This window comes from Hymenobacter sp. UV11 (assembly GCF_004684095.1).
Classification (GTDB): domain Bacteria; phylum Bacteroidota; class Bacteroidia; order Cytophagales; family Hymenobacteraceae; genus Hymenobacter.
In genome coordinates this window covers 62,000-82,067 of the sequence record NZ_SRII01000008.1, presented here as the reverse complement: position 1 = coordinate 82,067, position 20,068 = coordinate 62,000, and the positions used below count along the sequence as shown (strand labels likewise).

Annotated in this window: 18 protein-coding genes; 8 read left to right on the top strand and 10 right to left on the bottom strand. The window is 63.5% G+C overall.

Features of this window, described 5'->3' with window-relative positions; translation table 11 throughout:
- Nucleotides 1-3 precede the first annotated feature (3 nt).
- The 3 genes from E4631_RS16310 to E4631_RS16300 all read right to left on the bottom strand — a co-directional run bounded on the left by E4631_RS16310 (nucleotide 4) and on the right by E4631_RS16300 (nucleotide 2,487).
- Entirely contained in the window at nucleotides 4-516 is a 513-nt protein-coding gene (locus E4631_RS16310; RefSeq protein WP_133657919.1) for a hypothetical protein, read from the bottom strand.
- A 37-nt stretch (nucleotides 517-553) separates the two neighbouring features.
- Nucleotides 554-1,711 (bottom strand): sensor histidine kinase, encoded by a 1,158-nt coding sequence (locus tag E4631_RS16305; RefSeq protein WP_133657918.1) that lies wholly within the window; start codon nucleotides 1,709-1,711, stop codon nucleotides 554-556.
- A gap of 65 nt (nucleotides 1,712-1,776) precedes the next feature.
- Complete coding sequence (locus tag E4631_RS16300; RefSeq protein WP_133657917.1) at nucleotides 1,777-2,487, bottom strand: hypothetical protein; 711 nt, start codon at nucleotides 2,485-2,487, stop codon at nucleotides 1,777-1,779.
- 232 nt (nucleotides 2,488-2,719) lie between these two features.
- On the opposite strand from E4631_RS16300, the gene E4631_RS16295 reads away from it, so the two are divergent.
- Nucleotides 2,720-3,853 (top strand): acyltransferase, encoded by a 1,134-nt coding sequence (locus tag E4631_RS16295; protein WP_133657916.1) that lies wholly within the window; start codon nucleotides 2,720-2,722, stop codon nucleotides 3,851-3,853.
- A 171-nt stretch (nucleotides 3,854-4,024) separates the two neighbouring features.
- Here E4631_RS16295 and E4631_RS16290 read toward each other — a convergent pair whose 3' ends face one another.
- The gene (locus E4631_RS16290; RefSeq protein WP_133657915.1) at nucleotides 4,025-6,256 is read right to left on the bottom strand and encodes a TonB-dependent receptor; all 2,232 of its coding nucleotides are present in this window, start codon (nucleotides 6,254-6,256) and stop codon (nucleotides 4,025-4,027) included.
- Between the two features lie 200 nt (nucleotides 6,257-6,456).
- Between E4631_RS16290 and E4631_RS16285 the strand changes: the two genes are divergently transcribed.
- Both E4631_RS16285 and E4631_RS16280 read left to right on the top strand, forming a co-directional pair.
- Nucleotides 6,457-7,743 (top strand): PAS domain-containing protein, encoded by a 1,287-nt coding sequence (locus E4631_RS16285; protein ID WP_133657914.1) that lies wholly within the window; start codon nucleotides 6,457-6,459, stop codon nucleotides 7,741-7,743.
- A 190-nt stretch (nucleotides 7,744-7,933) separates the two neighbouring features.
- Nucleotides 7,934-8,296 carry a hypothetical protein gene (locus tag E4631_RS16280; protein ID WP_133657913.1) on the top strand — a complete coding sequence of 121 codons (363 nt, stop codon included), beginning with the start codon at nucleotides 7,934-7,936 and terminating at the stop codon, nucleotides 8,294-8,296.
- Here E4631_RS16280 and E4631_RS16275 read toward each other — a convergent pair.
- Both E4631_RS16275 and E4631_RS16270 read right to left on the bottom strand, forming a co-directional pair.
- On the bottom strand, nucleotides 8,293-10,293 hold the full coding sequence (locus tag E4631_RS16275; RefSeq protein ID WP_133657912.1) for a glycoside hydrolase family 97 protein: 2,001 nt from the start codon (nucleotides 10,291-10,293) through the stop codon (nucleotides 8,293-8,295). The genes E4631_RS16280 and E4631_RS16275 overlap by 4 nt on opposite strands.
- Nucleotides 10,294-10,443: 150 nt before the next feature.
- Nucleotides 10,444-10,689, bottom strand: a complete 246-nt coding sequence (locus E4631_RS16270; protein ID WP_133657911.1) for a hypothetical protein — start codon at nucleotides 10,687-10,689, stop codon at nucleotides 10,444-10,446.
- Between the two features lie 64 nt (nucleotides 10,690-10,753).
- Between E4631_RS16270 and E4631_RS16265 the strand changes: the two genes are divergently transcribed.
- Complete coding sequence (locus tag E4631_RS16265) at nucleotides 10,754-12,103, top strand: YfcC family protein (RefSeq protein WP_133657910.1); 1,350 nt, start codon at nucleotides 10,754-10,756, stop codon at nucleotides 12,101-12,103.
- Between the two features lie 99 nt (nucleotides 12,104-12,202).
- Here the strand turns inward: E4631_RS16265 and E4631_RS16260 are convergent, their stop codons facing one another.
- Nucleotides 12,203-13,918: a cellulase family glycosylhydrolase gene (locus E4631_RS16260; RefSeq protein WP_133657909.1), complete on the bottom strand. Its 1,716-nt coding sequence runs from the start codon at nucleotides 13,916-13,918 to the stop codon at nucleotides 12,203-12,205.
- A 447-nt stretch (nucleotides 13,919-14,365) separates the two neighbouring features.
- Between E4631_RS16260 and E4631_RS16255 the strand changes: the two genes are divergently transcribed.
- Both E4631_RS16255 and E4631_RS16250 read left to right on the top strand, forming a co-directional pair.
- Nucleotides 14,366-14,893, top strand: coding sequence for a YfiT family bacillithiol transferase (locus tag E4631_RS16255; protein ID WP_133658038.1), 528 nt, complete (start codon nucleotides 14,366-14,368; stop codon nucleotides 14,891-14,893).
- Nucleotides 14,894-14,907: 14 nt separating this feature from the next.
- Nucleotides 14,908-15,444 (top strand): YfiT family bacillithiol transferase, encoded by a 537-nt coding sequence (locus tag E4631_RS16250; protein WP_133657908.1) that lies wholly within the window; start codon nucleotides 14,908-14,910, stop codon nucleotides 15,442-15,444.
- Between the two features lie 114 nt (nucleotides 15,445-15,558).
- Here the strand turns inward: E4631_RS16250 and E4631_RS16245 are convergent, their stop codons facing one another.
- The gene (locus E4631_RS16245; RefSeq protein WP_133657907.1) at nucleotides 15,559-16,413 is read right to left on the bottom strand and encodes a tetratricopeptide repeat protein; all 855 of its coding nucleotides are present in this window, start codon (nucleotides 16,411-16,413) and stop codon (nucleotides 15,559-15,561) included.
- A gap of 208 nt (nucleotides 16,414-16,621) precedes the next feature.
- Here E4631_RS16245 and lpdA point away from each other — a divergent pair, with 208 nt between their 5' ends.
- Nucleotides 16,622-18,016, top strand: a complete 1,395-nt coding sequence (gene lpdA / locus E4631_RS16240) for a dihydrolipoyl dehydrogenase (protein ID WP_133657906.1) — start codon at nucleotides 16,622-16,624, stop codon at nucleotides 18,014-18,016.
- 100 nt (nucleotides 18,017-18,116) lie between these two features.
- On the opposite strand, the gene E4631_RS16235 is transcribed toward lpdA, so the two are convergent.
- On the bottom strand, nucleotides 18,117-18,755 hold the full coding sequence (locus E4631_RS16235) for a YceI family protein (RefSeq protein WP_133657905.1): 639 nt from the start codon (nucleotides 18,753-18,755) through the stop codon (nucleotides 18,117-18,119).
- Between the two features lie 84 nt (nucleotides 18,756-18,839).
- A complete protein-coding gene (locus tag E4631_RS16230) occupies nucleotides 18,840-19,295 on the bottom strand; it encodes a MarR family winged helix-turn-helix transcriptional regulator (protein ID WP_133657904.1) in 456 nt (151 codons plus the stop codon).
- 160 nt (nucleotides 19,296-19,455) lie between these two features.
- Here E4631_RS16230 and E4631_RS16225 point away from each other — a divergent pair, with 160 nt between their 5' ends.
- On the top strand, nucleotides 19,456-20,025 hold the full coding sequence (locus E4631_RS16225) for a DUF6799 domain-containing protein (protein ID WP_133657903.1): 570 nt from the start codon (nucleotides 19,456-19,458) through the stop codon (nucleotides 20,023-20,025).
- The last annotated feature ends 43 nt before the right edge of the window (nucleotides 20,026-20,068 follow it).

Here is a 20,068-nt window from a genome sequence, read left to right as displayed (position 1 = left end):
GGGTTACTTGGCGGCCCAGTGGCTGGCCAGGCTGTCGCGCAGAAACTCCACGCGCTGGTTGAGGGCCGTGCTTTGGCAGATGGTATCGCTGTAGGCGCGCAGCGCTACTGCGCCCTCGGCCGCGCTGGCCAGCCGCCAGATAACGTCGCGGCTGTGCAAGTGCCAAGCCTCCGCCAACTGCGGCGTGAGGCGCACCGTGAGGGTAGTTTGCATAAACGGGTCGAAGGTCTGCTTGTTGACGGCGATGGGCCGCAGCTGCTCTAGGGCCCGTAGCAAGGAGCTAATCTCGGCCGGCGTGCTCAGCTGAAACGGGCGGGCCGCGCCGCCCTGCTTATCGGGCAGCAGGGGGTAGAGCGTGATACTTTCCACGTCGGCGGGCTGGGCTTGGCGCAGCGCGCCAGTCACCGCCGCGAAGGTATCGGGGGTGGCGGCCCGGCGCGTCAGCAGCCACAGGGCGGCCACTACCAGCCCGGTGGCCAGCACCTTCAACACGTTTGAATAAGTCGTTTTTTTCACAGCGCAACGGGCCGGGGCGGCTAGTCAGCCGCGCTGCTTACAGCGCCAGCAGCGGCAAAGTAACCACGAACTCGCCGCCCACCGGCCCGGCCTCCATTGGCCGCGGGGTGAGGAAGCTATAGCGGGCGCGCAGGTTGGCCAGGCCGCGGCCCGAGGTTTCGGCGGCGGCCAGGCGGCGGGGGCGCAGGGTGTTGCGCACGGTGAGGGTGGCGGCGGCCACGTCTACGGCCACGCGCAGGCGCAGCGGGTCGGCCTGGTAGGCGGTGTTGTGCTTGAGGGCATTTTCGAGCAGCAGCTGCAAGGCCAGCGGCGGCAGGTAGAGGCCGGCCAGCGCAGCGGGGGGGGGTAGGGCCAGCTCCACTTGCAGGGCTTCGTCGAGGCGGGTTTTTTGCAGAAAAACGTAGGCTTCGGCAAAGGCCAATTCCTCGCTCAAGGGCACCAGCTCCTGGCTCTGGCTATCGAGCACGTAGCGGTACACGCTGCTGAGCTGGCGAATGAAGCGCACGGCGCGGGCCGGGTCATTTTCTTCTACCAGGCTGGTGAGGGCGTTCAGCGAGTTGAAGAGAAAGTGCGGGTCCACCTGCCGGCGCAGGGAATCGAGCCGGGCCACGGCCGATTCTTTTTCCAGGCGCTCGGCCCGCACGGTGGCTTCGCGCCAGGCCAGCAAAAACGAACGCGAGTGCATAAAGAGCGACACGACCACCGTCATCAACAGCGAAAAAGCCGACTCGGACCAGAAGTTGTGCCGTAGCGAGTAGCCCAGCGCGCGGTGAAAAAGCAGGACGGAAGAACTCTCCCGCACCACTGCAATCACCAGCAGCGAGGCCAGAAACGAACACCCCACTGTGACCAGCAGCCGGCGAATGGGCTGCTCGCTCCAGCCGGTGCGCAGGTTGAGCAAGTCGGCGGTGTAGGCATTGGCAAACCACAGCCCCGCCGCGTAGCAAAAGGAAATGCCGAGCGAAAGGGCGTAGCCGGCTGGGTCGCGCCAGGGCGGCGGCGCAAACAGCAGCGCCGTGCCGGCGCAGGCCAGCGCTATCCAGCCCAGCACCCGCCCAAAGGCCCGCACCTGCGAGCGCTCCACCGTAGTCACCCAGGGCGTGCCGGCCGGGGCAGTGTCGGCGTAGGGCGGGGCAACGGGGGTAGGCGGCAAAAACGAGGGCACGGCGGGCAGCGAAAAGAACGAAGAGGCCATAAAAATAACGCTTTCAGGCGCGAAGTAGCCGAGCCACTTCGCGCCGACGAAGGGGGGGGAGGCGGCTACTTGCTGGCGGCCGTGGCGGCTAGCTCATACTGCTGGAGGCGGCCCAGCACCTGGCCCTGGCCCCAGCTGGGCGCCAGGGCGCTCGCCGGCTGGAAGGCGGCGAATTTGGCCTTGGCCTCCTCATACAGGGGCTTGGCCGGCTCGGCCCCACCCCCAAACATGCTAGGCGTGAAGTACACATTATTGGCCCCTACCAGGTAGGGCCGGGGGTTGGCAGGATTAAGGGCTTTGGCCTGGGCCACGAGCTCAGTCACCAGCCGCGCGTATTTCATGCTGCGCAACATGGGCGAGATGCCCAGCCGCGCCTGGTAGATGTACGCTTGCAGCGTCAGCAGCTCGCTCTCGTCGCCTTTCAGCTGGCGGGCCTGGGCCAGGGCAGTCTCGGCCCGGTCGAGGGTGGCATCTTTGGCATCGCCGTTTTCCTTGCTCTGGAATACATTGATGAGCAGCGCATAGGCCTGGTAGTAGCGGGGCAGCCAGTCGGCCGGGGCCACGGTGGCAGCGCGCTCCAGCTTGGCGGCCAGCGCTTGCAGCTGGGCGGCGTCGCCGGTGTGCATTACGTCCTGAATAGTGGCGCCCAGCAGCTCGGCGTAGCCAGCGGGGGTAGGGCTGGCGGCGGCCGGCGCGGGGGCGGCGGCGGGCGTGGGTTGGGCAATGGCGGCCAGGCTGCTGGCGGCGAGGGCGAGGGTAAGCAGGGCTTTTTTCATGACTCAGAAAGGGAAAGTAGGGGTTGGACTGGTTTGCTGCTTCAAAGGTGCCGCCGCCCGCCCGCCGCCAGAAATGCCCGTTGCCGAAGCGTGCCGAGCGCGCCCCGAAACCGCCGAAATACGGGCGGAAGCGTTGGCCGCTGCCGGGCGTATACATTTGCCTACCCCTGCCTGACCAGCCCGACGCTTGCTCAGCACCCTTAACTCAGTCCCACCCTTTTCGACCTACCTCATGCAGGCACAGCTACGTTCCGAAGCCTTACCCCCCGTCCTCAGCCCCAAGCCGCACTACGCCATCCTGGACGGCCTGCGGGGCGTGGCCGCGCTGCTGGTGGTGGCGTTTCACCTGTGCGAGGCGCACGCCACCAGCCACCTCGACCAGGTTATCAACCACGGCTACCTGGCGGTCGATTTCTTCTTTCTGCTCTCGGGCTTCGTTATTGGCTACGCGTATGACGACCGCTGGGGCCGCCTCACGCTCGGGGGCTTTGTGCGGGCGCGGCTTGTCCGGCTCCAGCCGATGGTGGTGCTGGGCATGGTGGTCGGGGCGCTGTGCTTCTACTTTCAGGCGTCGCCGCTGTGGCCGGGCATTGCGGGGGTGCCGGTCTGGAAAGTGCTGCTGGTCATGCTCATCGGGTGCACGTTGCTGCCGGTGCCACTGTCGCTCGATATTCGGGGCTGGGAAGAAATGCACCCACTCGACGGGCCGGGCTGGTCGCTGTTCTTCGAATACATCGCCAACCTACTGTATGCGCTCGGCGTGCGCAAGCTGCCCAATGCCGCGCTGGCGGTGCTGGTGGGGGTAGCAGGCGCGGCCCTCATTCACCTGGCCGTAACCAGCGCCACCGGCGACGTTATCGGCGGCTGGTCGCTCACCGGGCCGCAGCTGCGCATTGGGTTCACCCGCATGCTATACCCGTTTTTTGCGGGGCTGCTGCTATCGCGCATGGCGGCGCTGGGCCACGTCAAAAACGCCTTTGGCTGGTGCAGCCTGCTGCTGGTGCTGGTACTGGCCTGGCCGCGCGTGGGCGGGGCCGCTCACCTGTGGGCCAATGGCTTATACGATTCGCTCAGCATCATTTTCATCTTTCCGCTGGTTGTGTGGCTCGGGGCCAGCGGGCACATCGCCAGCGCCTGGGCCGCGCGGCTGAGCAAGTTTTTCGGCGACATTTCCTACCCCCTCTACATCACGCACTACCCGCTTATCTACATCTACACGGGCTGGGTGAGCGCGCACAAAGTGTCGGGGCAGCAGGGCTGGCCAATCGCCGTACTCACGTTCGGGGTGGCCGTGGCGCTGGCCTACGTCAGCCTGAAATTTTATGACGAGCCCGTGCGACGGTGGCTGAAAAAGAAGCTGGCGTAATGTAGCGCGAAGGCACCTCACCCCCTAGCCCCCTCTCCTAAAAAAGAGGGGGAACTAACTCTAGTTTTAGAATAGCTCTTTTATAGAACCTGAATTTTAGAGCTAAGACTAGTTCTAGTTCCCCCTCTTTTTTGGAGAGGGGGCTAGGGGATGAGGTGCCTCAGCGCTACGTTAGTCCGGCGCTACCGACGTGTCGCCGGGCGTCTTTTTATTGATGGAGATGAGGAGCGCGGCCACTACCATCTGCGGGGTGAGTGAGCGCGTCGGCACGGCGGCATACTGGCCGCCGGCAGTGGGTGCGGTAGCGTAGCGGTAGCCGTAGAGGTTGTCGCGGCCCAGCACGTTGGTCACGGCCAGGTGCACGATGGTAAACTGCCCAGCCAGGTGCGTGAGGTAGCTCAGGCTGAGGTCGAGCTGCTGGAAGCTGGGCGTGCGGCCCTGGTTATAGCCGGGCTGGTTGGGGTCATAGTAAGCGCGCGGGCTGCCGTAGCTGTAGGTGCCGCTGAGCTGGAGGTGCTGCTTTTCGAACCAGTACTTGCCCACCAGGCTCAGGTTGTGGGTAGCGGCGAAGGTGGGCACGGCCGCAGCCAGGTCGCCGCGATACTGCCGGCGGGTGTCGAGCAGGCCGTAGCTCACCCAGTAGTCTACCTTTTTGAAGGTCTGGTAGCGGTCGCGCCAGAATAAGTCCAGGCCGCGCGCGTAGCCACTGCCGCTGTTGGCGTAGGCGCTGGCGTCGAGCGGGCTGTAGCGGTCGAAGCGCATCAGCTTTTGATAGTCCTTATAATACAGCTCGGCGTGCAGGGTGCGGCCGGCCGTGGTGCGCTGGTAGCTGAGGATGTAGTGCGCCGCCTGCTCGAAGCCCAGCCGGGGCTGCACGCGCAGCAGGTCATTCGTAGGGTTTTGGTAAAACAGCCCGCTGATGGCCGAGAGCTGCCCATTGGCCCCCAGTTGCCAGGCCAGGGCCAGGCGCGGCACCAGGCTGGCCCGGCCCAGTAGCGCCGAGTACTCGCCGCGCAGCCCTACCCGCCCCGTGAGGCGCGGCGACAGGCTCAGGTCGCTTTCGCCAAACACAGCGGTGCGCTTTTCCAAAAAACCGGGCGCGTAGGTGGGCGCCTCGGCGGTGGCCTGGTAGCGCAGGTCGTAGCGCTGGGCGGTGGCCTCGGCGCCCAGCTTGAGGTTGAACCAGGTGCTGGCCGAGTCGTTGGTGAGCACCAGGCGGGCGGTGGCGGTTTGCTCGCGCTCGTCGATGAGTTGCGGCTCGGGGCGCACGTCGTTGTGCTCGCGGGCCAGGGCCAGGCCGCTGCTCAGGCTCCAGCCGCGGCGCAGGGCGGTGCGGTAGGTGGCGTTGAGGTAGGCGTTGTCGTTGCGCAGGTCGGTGAGGCGGCCGGTGGCGGCGTAGGCAGTTTCGGGGTCGGGCTGGCGGGTAGCTACCTGCTGGCGGGCGTAGGTAGCATACACTTTCAGCATGCCGTACTCGCCGGTGCGGTGGGCCAGGCGCAGAGCCCCGCCCTGGCTTTGCGGGGCCTGCGCCCAGCGCTGGTCGGGCGCAGTGAGGCCGAAGTACGGAGCTAGGTTGGTGTAGTCCACGTTGGCCGAGAGCGAGGTGCGGGCCCAGCGCTGGCTGCGGCTCAGGCTGCCGCCCACGCTCAGCAGCGAGATGCCGGTCTGGGTTTCGGGCGCGAGGTCCACCGAGTTCAGGCCCACCACGGCGCTGAGGGCCTGGCCATACTCGGCCGAGTAGCCGCCGGTGCTGAACAGCGTGCCCTTGAAGAGGGTCGGCGCGAAGCGGCCCCGCGCCGGCACACCGCTCACGGCCCCGCCGTAGGGGCTTTGCACGGGCAGGCCATCGAGGTAGGTGCGGGTTTCGGAAGCTGCGCCGCCGCGCACGAACAGCTTGCCCTCCTCGCCCACCCGCGTGGTACCGGGCAGCGTGTTGAGGGCAGCCGCGATGTCGGCATTGGCCCCGGCCGTGGTCAAGATATCGAGGGGCTTGAACACCGCCGCCCGCTTCTCGTCGCTGGCCTCGAAGGCCCCGCCCGTAATCATGACCGCGCCCAGCGAGGCCCGGCTTTCGCGCAGGCGTCGGGGGGGTAGGGCCAGCGGCCCGCCGGGCAGGGCCAGCGGCGTTTCCTGCATTTCGTAGCCCACGAGGGTGACAACGAGCGGCAGCGTACCCGCCGCCGTGGTCGTAAAGTTGAACCGCCCCAGCGAGTCAGTCGTGGCCCCGTCGAAGGTCGTTTTCAGAAAGACGTTGGCGCCCGGCAGCGGGCGGCCCGCTGCATCGAGCACGGTGCCGCTGAGGCGCGTGGCGGCTTGGGCCCCGGCGGGGGGGGTAGGCGCCTGGGCCAGGGTGGCGGCGGCAGGGCCGAAGGCGAGCAGGGCGGCGAGTAGCGAAGTTTTCATGGGGCCAGTAGCTGAGGCGGATAACTGGCTCAAAGGTGCCTAGACTGGCCAGCGGCCTTCAACTAAAAGTGACCCAAACAGCAAAACCCGCCGCTGAGCCGTCGGCTGGGCCAGTTGGGCGAAACGCGGCAACGGCGGGCGAGGCCGGCCGTTCAAAGCGCATTATCTGCTTATTTTCGCCCCGCCTAAACTTCTGCTCTATGTCGGCCCCTACCCTGCCCATCGACTACCAATCGATTTTTCGCTCGCTGCCCGAAAATTTTCTGCTCATTGCGCCCAACGAGGAGGCGACTATTCTCGATAATACCGATAGCCACGTGGCCGTGTCGCTTAAGAGCCGGGCAGAGGCCGTGGGCAAGCCGTTTTTTGAGGCCTACCCGGCCAGCAGCGCGAGCGGCGCGGCCCAGATTCGGGAGTCGCACGACCACGTGCGGCGCTTCCTGGAGCCGCATACCATGCCGCTCATTCGCTACGATTTAGAGAAGTCCGCCGAGCAGGGCGGCGGCCTTGAAGAATTTTACTGGCAGGCCACGCACTACCCCATTCTGCACGCCGATGGCACGCTACACTACATCTTGCAGCGCACCCAAAACGTGACCGAGCAGCTGCGCGCCGCCCGCGCCGCCGCCGAAACGCAGCAGCGGCTGGCCGAGGAGCAGGAGCGCACCCGCTTCGTGCTGGACAACCTGCCGGTGCTTATCTGGACGGCCACCGCCAATGGGCAGCGTGATTATTTCAACCCGCGCTGGCTGGCTTTTACGGGCAAGGAACAGGCCGACGAGCTGGGCGAGCAGTGGCTGGCCGACCTGCACCCCGACGACCGCGAGCGCGTGCGCACCCAGTGGGCGCAGTCGGTGGCCGCGGGCACGCCCTACCAGGTGGAGTACCGTCTGCGGCGCCACGACGGCCAGTACCGCTGGATACTCTCGCGGGCCCAGCCCCGCCGCGATGCCGACGGCGGGCTCACGATGTGGGTAGGCGGTGCCACCGATATCCACGACCAGAAAATAATGGTGCAGGAACTGCTCGACGCTACTGAGCACCAGGCCGAGCTGGCCGAGCAATCGTACCAAAACTACCAGCTGGCCCAGCAGCAGCGCACGGCGCTCTACGCACTTTTTCTGAACGCACCGGCCCAGATTGGCATCGTGCGCGGCCCCGAGCACCGCTACGAGTTTGTGAATGCCCGCTACCAGGCCGCCATGGGCGACCGCGAGCTGGTGGGCCGTACCGTAGCCGAGGCTGTGCCCGAGCTGGCGCAGCTCGGCATGCTGGCAACCCTCGACGAAGTGTACCGCACGGGCAAGTCCTTCGAGGCTAGTGAAGTGCCCATGCACTTTCAGCGGGCCGATGGCCAGCCGCAAACCGCTTACTTCACCTATATTATTCAGCGTTTTGAAGAAGATGGCCAGCCAGTTGGCCTCACATCCTACGCCTACGAGGTAACCGAGCTAGTGCAAGCCCGCCAGGCGCTGGCCCAGCTGTAGTCTTCAGCCCCTAACCCGGCTCCCTCAACTTAATAACCTTTTTGGGGTGTCCTTGGCAGTTTGGTCGTTAATTTGCATGTGGGCGTCGCCCTGCTTAGGGCTGCCAGCCCGGCAGGTTCTAATTAACCTGGGCCATTCCTGCTGGTAACTGCTGTCGGCCGCCCAATTTTTATCTTCTTCCCACCCCTGCATGGAGCTTACTGCCCTCGACTTTCAGCAAGCCCGCGTGAAGCAGGTGTTGTTTAAGTCGCGCCTGCGCTCGGTACTCTACGGGGTGCGCGAAGCCGAGCCCAGCTTGTTTACGATGCAGGAAAACCCGCTGGGCCAGTGGGTTGCGGCCGTGCTCAAACCGCAATATGGCCACCGCTCCGAAGTAGCGGGCATCGAGCGCCTCATCCGCCGGATGCTCGAAACCGGCCAGGCCTTGGTGCGCCAGCACCAGCGCGGTGAAATGGAGCAGGCCCGCGCCGGCCTCGAACAAATTGAGCGCCTGGCCGGCGAAATCGACCAGCTGCTGACCAGCGTTGAGCGCAGCGCCCAGGTGCCCGCCTAGGGCTTTGGGTAGATGCGGGCGGCCCAGCCACCGCCCTGGCGCAATTTTAGTTGAAGCTTATCGGTAGCGGATACACTTACTACTTCGCGGGTGTAGTCGGTGGCGTCGCGGTCGGCATTTATACCATCGCGGAAGATGACGGCCTCGTAGCGCCCTGGCTCCAGAAAAGACATATCTAGGGTAAGGTCGCGGGCTTCCCAGTTGGTGAGGGCGCCCACGTACCAAGTGCCGGCCTTTTGGCGGGCCAGGGCCACGTACTCGCCTACTCGGCCGTCGAGGGCCACCGTTTGGTCGAAGGTGGTGGGTACGGCGGCGATGAAATCGGTGCTTTCCGGCTCCTTCTGGTAGGCCGAGGGGCTGTCGGCCAGCATTTGGAGCGGAGCCTCAAACACTACGTACATGGCCAGCTGGTGGCAGCGGGTGCCCTGGCTCATGGGCAGCGAGTGGCTGGGGTGAAACTCGGCCTGGGTGGCGTTGCGCAGGGCGCCCGGCGTGTAATCCAGCGGCCCGGCCACCATCCGAATGAAGGGTAGGGTCACGTCGTAGCGCGGCACATCGTCGTGGGGCGTCCACTTGCTGTTTTCCAGACCTTTGACGCCCTCGTAGTTCAGCACATTGGGGTAGGTGCGCATGAGGCCGTCGGGCTTGTGCATGCCGTGAAAATCGACGAGCAGGTGATGCTCGGCGGCCTTGCGGGCCAGCGTGTACGACGACACCACCATCTTCTGGTCGTCGCGGTCGAGGAAGTCGATTTTGAAGCCCTTCACGCCCATGCCAGCGTACTGGGCGAAGGCGGCGTCGGTTTTTTCGGCAATGGCCCGCCAGTTGGCCCACAGGATAATCCCTACCCCCCGCTGCTGGCTGTACGCCAGCAGGGCGGCCAGGTCCACGGTGGGCGAGATTTTCAGAATGTCCTGCTCATCGGACCAGCCTTCGTCCAGAATGACGTACTCCAATTTGTGGGCGGCGGCGAAGTCGATGTAGTACTTGTAAGTAGCGGTGTTGATACCGGCCTCAAAATCGACGTGGGTCAGGTTCCAGTCGTTCCACCAGTCCCAGGCCACCTTGCCGGGCCGAATCCAGGAGGTGTCTTTCAGGCGTGAGGGCGCGGCTAGCTTGTACACCATATCGCTGTTGACCAGCTCCTTATCGGCCGTGCTTACCACCACGGCCCGCCACGGAAAGCTGCGGGTGCCGCTGGTGCGGGCAATGTAGCTTTCGCGGCGCGGCACCACCAGCTGCATGTTGTGGAAGCCGCCGGCTCGTTCCTCGGCCGGGTAGCGGGCGAAATCGCCTTGCAGGCTGGGGCCGCCCGCAGCGCCGGCCTGCAGCAGCATGCCGGGATAGTCCTCCACGTCGGCCTCCACGAGCACGGCCTTTTTGCCTTCGCTCAAGGCCACGAGGCTGGGTAGGAAGGCCAGCGTATCCTTTTTGGCGGGCAGCTGCGCCAGATTTATTGGGGTGTACAGACTTTCAAAGGACGACATGTACTGGTCACCTGGCAAGCGCAGGTCGCGCACGAAGGGCAGCAGCGCCGGGTAGTCCTGGGCAAAATTGAAGGTGGCTTGCTCGCTTTGGATGGTGAGGCTACCCTTGCGCTTCGTGAAAAAGCGGTAGGCTACCCCATCGTTGTAGGCCCGCGCGATGAGGCCGTAATTCCCTTTAATAGTCAGCGTCAGCTGGTTGTAGCTGTCTATTACCTGGCGCTTCTTGTACACCGGCGCCTCTATTACAGCGTTGACGGAGCTTGTTTTGGCACTTTGCACCATCGCATTTTTGCCGAGTACCTCGCCGCTGGCCAGCGTGAGGGCAATGGGCGACGGCGCCAGCACCACCGTGGCCTCGTGCCGCACCGACCAGCTTAGCGCTGGTCCGGCCTGCACCGTGAGGTCGAGCCGGCCATCGGGCGACTTGACGTGGTAGACGGAGCCCGCCTGCGCGTAGGCCGCCGGGCCAGCCAGCAGCAAGCCATTCAAGAACAGTAGTTTAGTAGTCATTGCCGCAGGAAAGTTGCGCGCCGGGCGCCGGGTGGGAGATGTAGCAGTTCGGCAAGTATACTCCCCAGAAAACCGCATCCCCAGCAAGCGGCACAATCCTACCAGCTTTTGCCCTACTTGCACTAACCGGGCCGGCACTGCCCTACCCCCCTACGCCATGTCGGCCAGCGAAATCAGGGGCAGGTAATCGCTGAGGCCGGTGGGCTTTTCGAAGACGTGGATGAACAGGATATGCTCCTCGCCCCGGCTGCGCCATACCTCGGCGTAGTAGCTACCCACCGCGAACAGGCGCAGCTCGCAGCCGTCTTCGGTGCGCTCGGCCAGGGGGTGGCCGTGCCGGGCGAGGTGCTCGGCCTGCAGGCGTTGGTGCAGGTTTTTGAAGGCAGAAAACGTCATAATCCTTCTCCGAAGATACAACGGCCGGGCTTATCTGCGGCGGCGCGGCCGCACCTTTGCGGGCATGAAGTCGCTTCGCTTTCCGCACCCATTGGTGCTGCTGACCCTGTTTATCATTCTGGCCGCGGTGCTGAGCTACGTGTTGCCGGCCGGGCAGTTTGACCGCCGCCCCAACGCCGCCACCGGCCGCGAAGTGGTGGTGCCGGGCTCGTACCACCTGGTGCCGCCTACCCCCGTGGGGCCGCTCGAAGTGGCGGTGGCCATCCCGAAGGGCCTGGCGGCGGCGGGCGCGGTGGTGTTCATGATATTTCTGGCGGGCGGCGCTTTCACGGTGGTGGACCAGACGGGTGCGCTGCGCTTTGGAGTTGACTGGCTGCTGCGGCACGCGCAGGGGCGCGAAGGGGCGGTGATTCCGGTGGTGGCCGTGCTGTTTGGCACCATGGGCGCGCTGGAGAACATGGGTGAGGAGATAATTGCCCTCGTGCCGGTGCTGCTGGTGCTGATGCGGCGGCTCGGCTACCCGGTGCTCACGGCGGTGGCGGCTAGCCTGGGCACGGCCGTGGTGGGCGCGGCGTTCAGCCCCATCAATCCGTTTCAGGTGGGCATTGCGCAGCAACTGGCGCAGCTACCGCTGCTGTCGGCGGCGGGCTACCGGCTGGTGTTTCTGGCGGTGGCGCTGGGCATCTGGATAGGGGGCACCATGCGGCACGCCAGCCACTACCGCGTGGCCCCCGAAACCGGCGCCGACGACGCGGCTACCCCCCTGGCCGGCGGTGGGCGGCCGGGACTGGTGCTGTTGCTGCTACTGGTGGCCTTCAGCATTTTCGCCTACGGCGTAGTGAGCCTGGGCTGGGATTTTGACCAGATGTCGGCGCTGTTTCTGCTCTTAGGCATCGGGGCGGGGCTGCTGGGCGGACTGGGCTTCACGGGCACGGCCGAGGGCTTCGTGATGGGCTTCCGCGACATTGCGTTTTCGGCGATTCTGGTGGGATTTGCGCGGGCCATTTTCGTGGTGCTGGAGCAGGGGCACATTGTCGATACCATCGTGCGGGGGCTAGCCGCGCCGCTGGCGCACCTGCCGGTGGCGCTGGCCGCGCTGGGCATGCTGGGCGCGCACGCTGCGCTGCACCTGCCCGTGCCCAGCGTGAGTGGCCAGGCCGTGCTCACGATGCCGCTGCTCGTGCCGCTCTCCGACCTCATCGGCCTGCCGCGGCAGGTAACGGTGCTGGCCTACCAGTACGGCGCGGGCATGACCGACCTGCTCACGCCCACCAACGGTGCGCTCATGGCCATGCTGGCGGTGTGTGGCGTGCGCTACGACCAGTGGCTGCGCTTTGCCGGGCCGCTCTACGGCCTGTTGCTGGCGCTGGGCGCGGTGAGCGTGCTGCTGGGCATTTGGCTGCAGCTGGCATAGCATTCAACTCGCCTACCCCCCTCGGCGGTACGCATTACCCCAGCAAGAACACCCCGCTGGCAGTACTGGCGGGGTGTTCAGGTAAGCGCGCTTATCGGGCTATTCCTTCACAAAGCGGGTGGTAGTGGTTTGGCCGCCAGCTACTACGCGCAGCAGGTAGACGCCGGGCTCCAGGTCGGCCACTGCTACGGCGGCTTCGGTGGTAGTGCCGGCGGGCACTTCCTGGCTTAGTACCTGCCGGCCGCGGGCGTTGAGCACCGTGATGCGGGCGGTAGCGCCCGGCTGGGCCAGCGGTAGCCGCAGCTGCTGCTGGGCCGGGTTGGGATATACCGCCGTGGCAGCCAGCGTCGAAGTGGTTTTGGCGGCGGCCGAAGCGCTGACCGGCGCGAAGCTCCACCAGTTGATATTGTAGCCGCCCGCGGGCACGCCAATAGCAATATCCTGCTGGCCGGCCGCCAGCGTTACGGTGCGCGAAATGGTGGTCCAGTTTTGCCAGCCGCCGGTGTTGGGCACCGCGAGCGTGCCGAGCTTAGTGGTGCCCGAGTTCTGCTCCAGGCTAATCTGACCGCTGGCATTGGGGCTGGCCACCCGGCACTGAATGGTGTAGGTACCGGCCGTGGGCACGGTCACGGTATACGCCATCCAGTCGCCGGCATCGAGCCAGCCTACATCCAGGCCACCGCCCGTATCGGCGGTAGTTTCCGTTTGTACCCCCGACATTGCGTGGTAGCTTTCGGCCTCTATCTTGGTGCCCGTGGCGGGGGTAGGCGTGGGGGTGGGCGTCGGCGTCGGCGCGGGGGTAGCGGCAGTGCCACCCCAGCCTTGCACATAGCCTTTCACCAAGCGGCCCGAAGTGGTCAGAAAATTATCGGACCAGGCCGCGCTGGGACTGGTGCCGGTTACCAGGGCCGAGGCGGCTTCGGCCTTGTCGTTGATGGCCCAGTTGCAGTGGCTCAGCTTATTTTGCTTCATAAAATCCATCCATTCCTGGGTCGAAGTCGCATCGACGCTGCCCGCGCCCGAGGCGTCGCAGGTGCCGTATTCGGTCACGAACAGCGCTACCCCCTTGCTCAAGGCCGCGCTGGCCTTAGCCCGCAATGCGGCTTTGTGCGAGGCGGCGTAGAAGTGCAGCGTGTAGGCAATGTTGATGCCCGCTACCGGGTCGGCGGCGGCCACGTCCACATCCTGCGACCAGGTGGGCGTGCCCACCACGATGAGGTTGTCGGGGTCGATGGCCCGGATGGCGTTGGTCACGGCCTGGGCGTAGGGCTTCACTACCCCGCTCCACGACACTTGCAGGGGCTCGTTGTAGATTTCGTAAATCAAGTTGGGCTTGGTGCCGTAGGTGGTAGCCATTTCCTTGAAGAAGGCAATGGCTTCGGCCTGGTGCTTTTCGGCCTGGTGCGAGTGCCAGTCGATGATAACGTACAGGCCGGCGGCGATGCAGGCATCGACCACCGTCTTAACCTTGGCTTTTTCGCGGGCGTTGTTTTCGAGGTAGCCGCCGGCCTCGTCTACTCCCATCGCCACGCGCACGATGCTGGCGTTCCAGCTATTTTTCAGCCAGCCCACTACGTTGGCTGAGTAGTAGCGCTCACCGCCCCAGCCCGCGTTGCTCCAGAACAGGCTGTTGCCGGCCAGGCTCGCCGCCTGCCCGGCCTGCCCCAGAATTTGGTTGCCCTTGACCTGAAGCGCGCCGTACTTGGCCACGGGGGTTTGGGCCAGGGCAGCCTGCCAGCTGACCAAGACTAGTAATAAACTGAGGCACAGGCCCCGCCACCCGGCGCTTACGCCGGGTTGATACGTGTTTTTCATGGTTTGGAAAAGGAGTAAGAGTGGATGAAGGATAAGCGTAGTCCGTTTGGGCAATCAGCTAGCTGCCACGCGGCCTGGGCACACGAGCGAAAACCCGAAAGTCGTAAACAGCTCTAAGTTACCCCCTTACCAGCCAAACAAATCCAGTATCAATACTATAAATTTTATATAATATAACTCATCAATGCACAAGTTGCACTTACTGAGTAGCAAATCTATCAAAGGGTAATTATAAAATCTTTACATTCAGCTTTTTATAACCTATCTGCCGGCTGAAATTATTTTCGCTTTCCTTTTATCAATTTGCCTCATCATGGCATGCAGTACGAAAGCGAATGGTACGCTGCGCAGGATATGCCTGCTGATAGCTCGCGTGCGACAGCCAGCGCCGGGCGGGCAGCCTACTTTTGGCAGTTCTTGGTGCTCGCCTGCCCTACCCCCTTTATTATGACCGAACTTGACCCGCTGCGCTACCCCATCGGGCTGCCGCAGCTGCCCCCTACCCCCCTCACGGCGGCCGAACGGGCGCCCTACTTACAGCAGTTGGCTGAGCTGCCCGCCCAGCTCACGGCGGCGGCCCGGCAAGTGGGCGGCGAGCGCTTGCAGCAGCCCTACCGCCCCGGCGGCTGGACGGGCCGCCAGGTGATTCACCACGTGGCCGACTCACATATAAATGCTTACTGCCGCTTTCGGCTGGCACTGACGGAGGGCAACCCCACCATTCGGCCCTACGACGAAGCAGCCTGGGCCGAACTGCCCGACGTGGCTGCCACACCCATCACGGTGTCGCTGGCCCTGCTCGACAGCCTGCACAGCCGCTGGCTCACGCTGCTGCACCACCTCGACGAGGCGCAGTGGCAGCGCACCTTTTACCACCCCGGCAATCAGAAAACGTCTACGCTGGAACAAACGCTGGTGCTTTATGCCTGGCATGGCCGGCACCACCTGGCGCACCTCAACCAATTAGCCGCGTAAGCGGTTGCTGCCGCATGACTACGACCCTGCCCGACGAGTTGCTACGCTTTCCGATTGGGCGCGCCCAACTGCCCCCTACCCCCCTCACGCCCGCCGGGCGCGCGCCCTACCTCCAGCAGCTGGCCGAGCTGCCGGGCCAAGTGCGGGCGGCCGCTCAGGCCGCCGGGCCGCGCCTGGAGCAGCCCTACCGCCCCGGCGGCTGGACGGGCCGCCAGGTGATTCATCACCTGGCCGATACGCACCTCAACCTGTACGCCCGCTTTCGGCTGGCCCTCACGGAGGATAACCCGACCGTGCGGCCGTTTGACGAAGCGGCCTGGGCCGAGCTGCCCGACGTGGCCATCACGCCCATCGAGGTGTCGCTGAGCTTGTTGGAAAGCCTGCACGCGCGCTGGGTGAGCCTGCTCCAGCAGCTCACCCCCGACCAGTGGCAGCGCACTTTTTACCATCCACGCTACGACACTACCCTCACGCTCGACCAAGCGCTGGTGCAATACGCCTGGCACGGCCAGCACCACCTGGCACATCTATTAGGGCTGGGTGAGAGGTAGCGCGAACTTTCCAGTTCGTGCGCGAACGCAGCGAGCATCTGACGTTCGGGTCGTCCGGTACCACCTGCTCGCTACGCTCGCGTACGAACTAGAAAGTTGGCGCTACTCTTCTACCTACTTGTTGCCACCGCGCACCATGCTGTTGCCTTTGCCGTAGCGGCGCAGGCTTTTTTCGGCTTCGGGGTTCAGCTGGGCGGCTTTTTTGAGGTCTTTGCGGGCTTCCTTCAAGCGGTCGTAGCTGGAGTAGCTAATGCCGCGGTACTCCAGGGCGTCGGCGTAGAGCGAGTCGATGGCCAGGGCGCGGGTGAAGTCCGACACGGCCGCCTTGTACTGGTACATCTGCATCTTGGCCACGCCCCGGCCAAAGAAGGCTTCCTTATCATCGGGCCGAAACTTTACGGCGCCGCTGAAATCGTTGGAGGCCGCTTTGTACTCGCGCAGCATCAGCTCGTTCACGCCTTTGTTGTAGTACACGTCGGGGTTGCCGCGCATGGTGCGCAGGGCGGCCACGTAGTCGGGCTTGGCGTCTTTGTAGTTCTTTAGATTGGAATACGCCTTGGCGCGCTCCAGATGGGCGCGGCCATCTTTGGGCTTGGTTTTGAGTACCAGGTTGGCGCGGGCCAGCTGGTACTTATAATCAGCTGCCGTCATTTTGCGGGCTGCCGCGCGCTCGGCGCTGGCAGCGGCCGTGGAGAGAGCTTCGGGGTCGGCGGTGGCGGTGGCGGCTTCGGCCGAGGGCGCATCCAGTGCGTCGACCGTAGCGCCGGGGGTAGTGGCAGCCGTGCCATCGGGCGCGGGTAGGGCGGCGGGGTCGGGGGCAGTTACCGACGCCGTGGTAGGTGCGCTACGCGACACATCGGCCGACGTGCCGGTGCTGGGCCGGTCGGTTTCGGTGGTGGTAGCGCAGCTGCTGGCCAGTAGTAGCAGGGCAAAAGCGGCGGGTAAGGAAAGGGTAGAAATCAACTTCATCGAACTGAGTAGTAAGGAATAGCTCGGCGGGCAAAAACAGCGCCCACCGGGCTCTCTACGAAAAACCCAGCTTTGGGTAACACAATTTCGCCATTTTATACCCCCTACCCCCCCACCGAACCGCCAGCCCGGCGGCGGGGTTATCTTTGCCGACCCCGGCCCGGCCGGCGGTTTTTCCTTATTTTAATCCTCCGTACAAGTTAACCTCATGGCATTGCAATTTGACCTGGTAGTAATTGGCTCAGGGCCCGGTGGGTACGTGGCCGCTATTCGCGCCGCGCAGCTCGGGCTGAAAGTGGGCGTGGTAGAGCGCGAAAGCCTCGGCGGCATTTGCCTCAACTGGGGCTGCATCCCCACCAAAGCCCTGCTCAAAACCGCTCAGGTATACGAATACCTCCAGCACGCCCAAGACTATGGCTTGACGGTGAAGGAGGCGGGCTTCGACTTCGAGGCCGTTATCAAGCGCAGCCGGGGGGTAGCCGACGGCATGAGCAAGGGCATCAACTTCCTGTTCAAGAAGAATAAGATTGAAACCGTGATGGGCACCGGCAAGCTGCTGGCCCCCGGCAAGGTAGAAGTAACCCGCGCCGACGGCACCAAAGAAACCGTGGAGGCCAAGAGCATCATCCTGGCCACCGGCACGCGCGCCCGCCAGCTGCCCAACCTGCCCATCGACGACAAAAAAATTATTGGCTACCGCAAGGCCATGACCCCCGACAACCTGCCCAAGCGCATGGTGGTGGTGGGCTCGGGCGCCATCGGCGTCGAGTTTGCCTACTTCTACCGCACCATGGGCACGGAGGTAACCATCGTGGAGTATATGCCGCGCATCGTGCCGGTAGAAGACGAGGAGGTGTCGCGCCAGATGGAGAAATCTTACAAAAAGCTGGGCATCAATATCCTCACCAGCGCCGAGGTAACCAAGGTAGACACCAGCGGCGCGGGCTGCAACGTGTTTATCAAAACAGCCAAGGGCGAGCAGCAAATTGCCTGCGACGTGGTGCTGAGCGCCGTGGGCGTGCAAACTAACCTCGAAAATATCGGCCTCGAAGAGCTGGGTATTAAGACGGAGAAGGGCCGCATCGTGGTCGATAACTTCTACCAGACCAACGTGCCCGGCATCTTCGCCATCGGCGACATCGTGCCCGGCCCCGCGCTGGCCCACGTGGCGTCGGCCGAAGGCATTATCTGCGTCGAGAAAATCACGGGCCACAACCCCGAGCCGCTCAACTACCAGAACATCCCCGGCTGCACCTACGCCCAGCCCGAAATTGCCAGCGTGGGCTTCACTGAGGCCGAGGCCAGGGCCAAGGGCTACGACGTGCGGGTGGGTAAATTCCCGTTCTCCGCCTCCGGCAAAGCCGCCGCGGCCGGCGTGAAGGATGGCTTCGTGAAAGTCATCTTCGACAAGAAATACGGCGAATGGCTCGGCGCCCACATGATTGGCGCCAACGTGACCGAGATGATTGCCGAGGTGGTAGTAGCCCGCAAGCTCGAAACCACCGGCCACGAAATCATCAAGTCGGTGCACCCCCATCCCACCATGAGCGAGGCTATTATGGAGGCCACGGCGGCAGCTTATGATGAGGTGATTCACCTGTAAACCAGCTGTTTTTCGGCTAAGAGCCACTAAAAAAGGCCCCGCGAATGCGGGGCCTTTTTGTATAGAAGCGGAAGGCTAAAGAGTATAATTCAGCCAGCAATTACTGCTTGGCTACTACGTTGAAAGCCAGCGTAAACTCATCGTAGATGGCTTTGTCGCCGATGCTGTCGAAGAACGACTTCGAGCCGTATTTCAGGCCAAACTTGGTGCGGTCGATGGTCACTTTACCAGTGGCGGCGGCTACCCCGTTCTTCACGCCCACTTTGGCCGGGAAGCTGATTTGCTGCGTCACGCCCTTGATGGTCATGTCGCCGGTGATGGTAGCGTTGTCGGCATTGGCGGCCGCGCCGACGATGGGCTTCACACTGGTGATTTTGAAGGTCGAAGTAGGAAACTTCTCAACGCCGAAGAAGTCGTCGCTGCTCATGTGGCCCACAAATTTGGTGTGGTTTTCGGCATCGGTGATGTCGGTAGCCTTCATGGTCTTCATGTCCACGACTACTGTGCCGCCTACTACCTGGTTGCCATTCACTTGCAGGTCGCCGCTGGCAAACTGCATGGTACCGTTGTGGCCGTGCGTCACGGCTTTGCCTTCCCAGCCCAGGGTGCTGAGCTGAGGCTGCATCTTATAAGTTACGACGCCTTTAGCGGCCACCTTGGTGGGGGCTTTGTGGGCGAAGGTGGCGGGGGCAGCGAGGAGAGCGGCACCGAGCAGCACGGGCATCAGAAACTTTTTCATCAGAATTAAAAAGAAAAAAGGGTTGTAGTAGAGAAAGGGGGTAGGAAAACCCCGCGCCGGGTTGGCGGGGTAGAAACCGGTTTTTTAGGACCGGATTTTATCGAGGAGCAGATTTAATTGGTGTAATTCGGCCTCGCTAAGCTGGTTGAAACCGTTGCGGCTGGGGTCGGCCGTGCCCTCGTCGTCAATCTGGCGCAGTAGGCGCAGACCGCTTTCGGTGATGCAGATGTCCACGGCGCGGCGGTTGGCGGGGCACACGGTGCGGGTCACAAGCTTCTTTTCTTCGAGCTTGTCGACAATGCGCGAGGCGTTGCTGGTCTTGTCCAGCATCCGCTCGATGAGCAGCGCCACGGTGGCGGGCTTGGGGTGTTGCCCGCGCAAGATGCGCAGTACGTTAAATTGCGGCAGCGTAAGGCTATACGGCCGAAACGCCGCAGCTTGGCGGCCCGAAAGCCACCCCGCCGTAAAAGCGAGATTAATGTAGGCTTTCTGGCCTTCATTTTGGAAAGTGGGTTGTTTGATTTCGTCTTCGAGGCGCACGGCAGAGGGGAATTGGAACTACAAATCTAATGTACCTACATCAATTATGGTTACATCGTTCAACTTTTTTTACAATTCTTTTTTCTGTCAGTACAAATTGCCCCTTGTTTTCCAGGCCTTACCTTCCCCCTACCCTTCTTCTTTCTCTTCAAAACACTTTATGCGTGCGTTTCATTTTTTTGCCGTAGCTCTGCTTGGGGCCGGCCTTTTACTAGCACCGCACACGGGCGCGGCCCAGTCGGGCGGCGAGCCCATTCGGCCCAATCGCAATGCGCAGTTTGTCTTTCGCAACGGTGAGGTCATGCAGCGCCTCGGCACCCAAACTACCCCACTCGCGAAGAATATTCGCCTGCCTAATGGCACGAAAATCAACGTTAAAAGCGGCATCGTGGAGTTTCCGGGCGGCAAAATCACGAGCCTGCACGAAAACGACTACATCAATGCTGAGGGAGGTATCGTGTTTGCCACGCCGGCCAGCGCCGCAGCCGCGCGCGGCGACAACTCGGTAGCCTCCGACGCCAAGTTTAACAACTACGTGCAGGTAGGCACGGCCCCGACTACCATCCTGGGCGACGCGCCCAACGAGCGCGAGCAGCTACTAATGCGCGAGGTTGAGCTGCTCAAACGCAAGGTGACGCTGCTGCAACAAACGCACCCCAACGCCCCCAACACCGAGGCCGTTGATAAGCAGCTGCAAGAGTTGGATGCGCAGCTAAAGACCGTTAAGTAAGCCAGGCAGCCTTGTACAACGCCGCCCCGGCAGCTACCCAGTG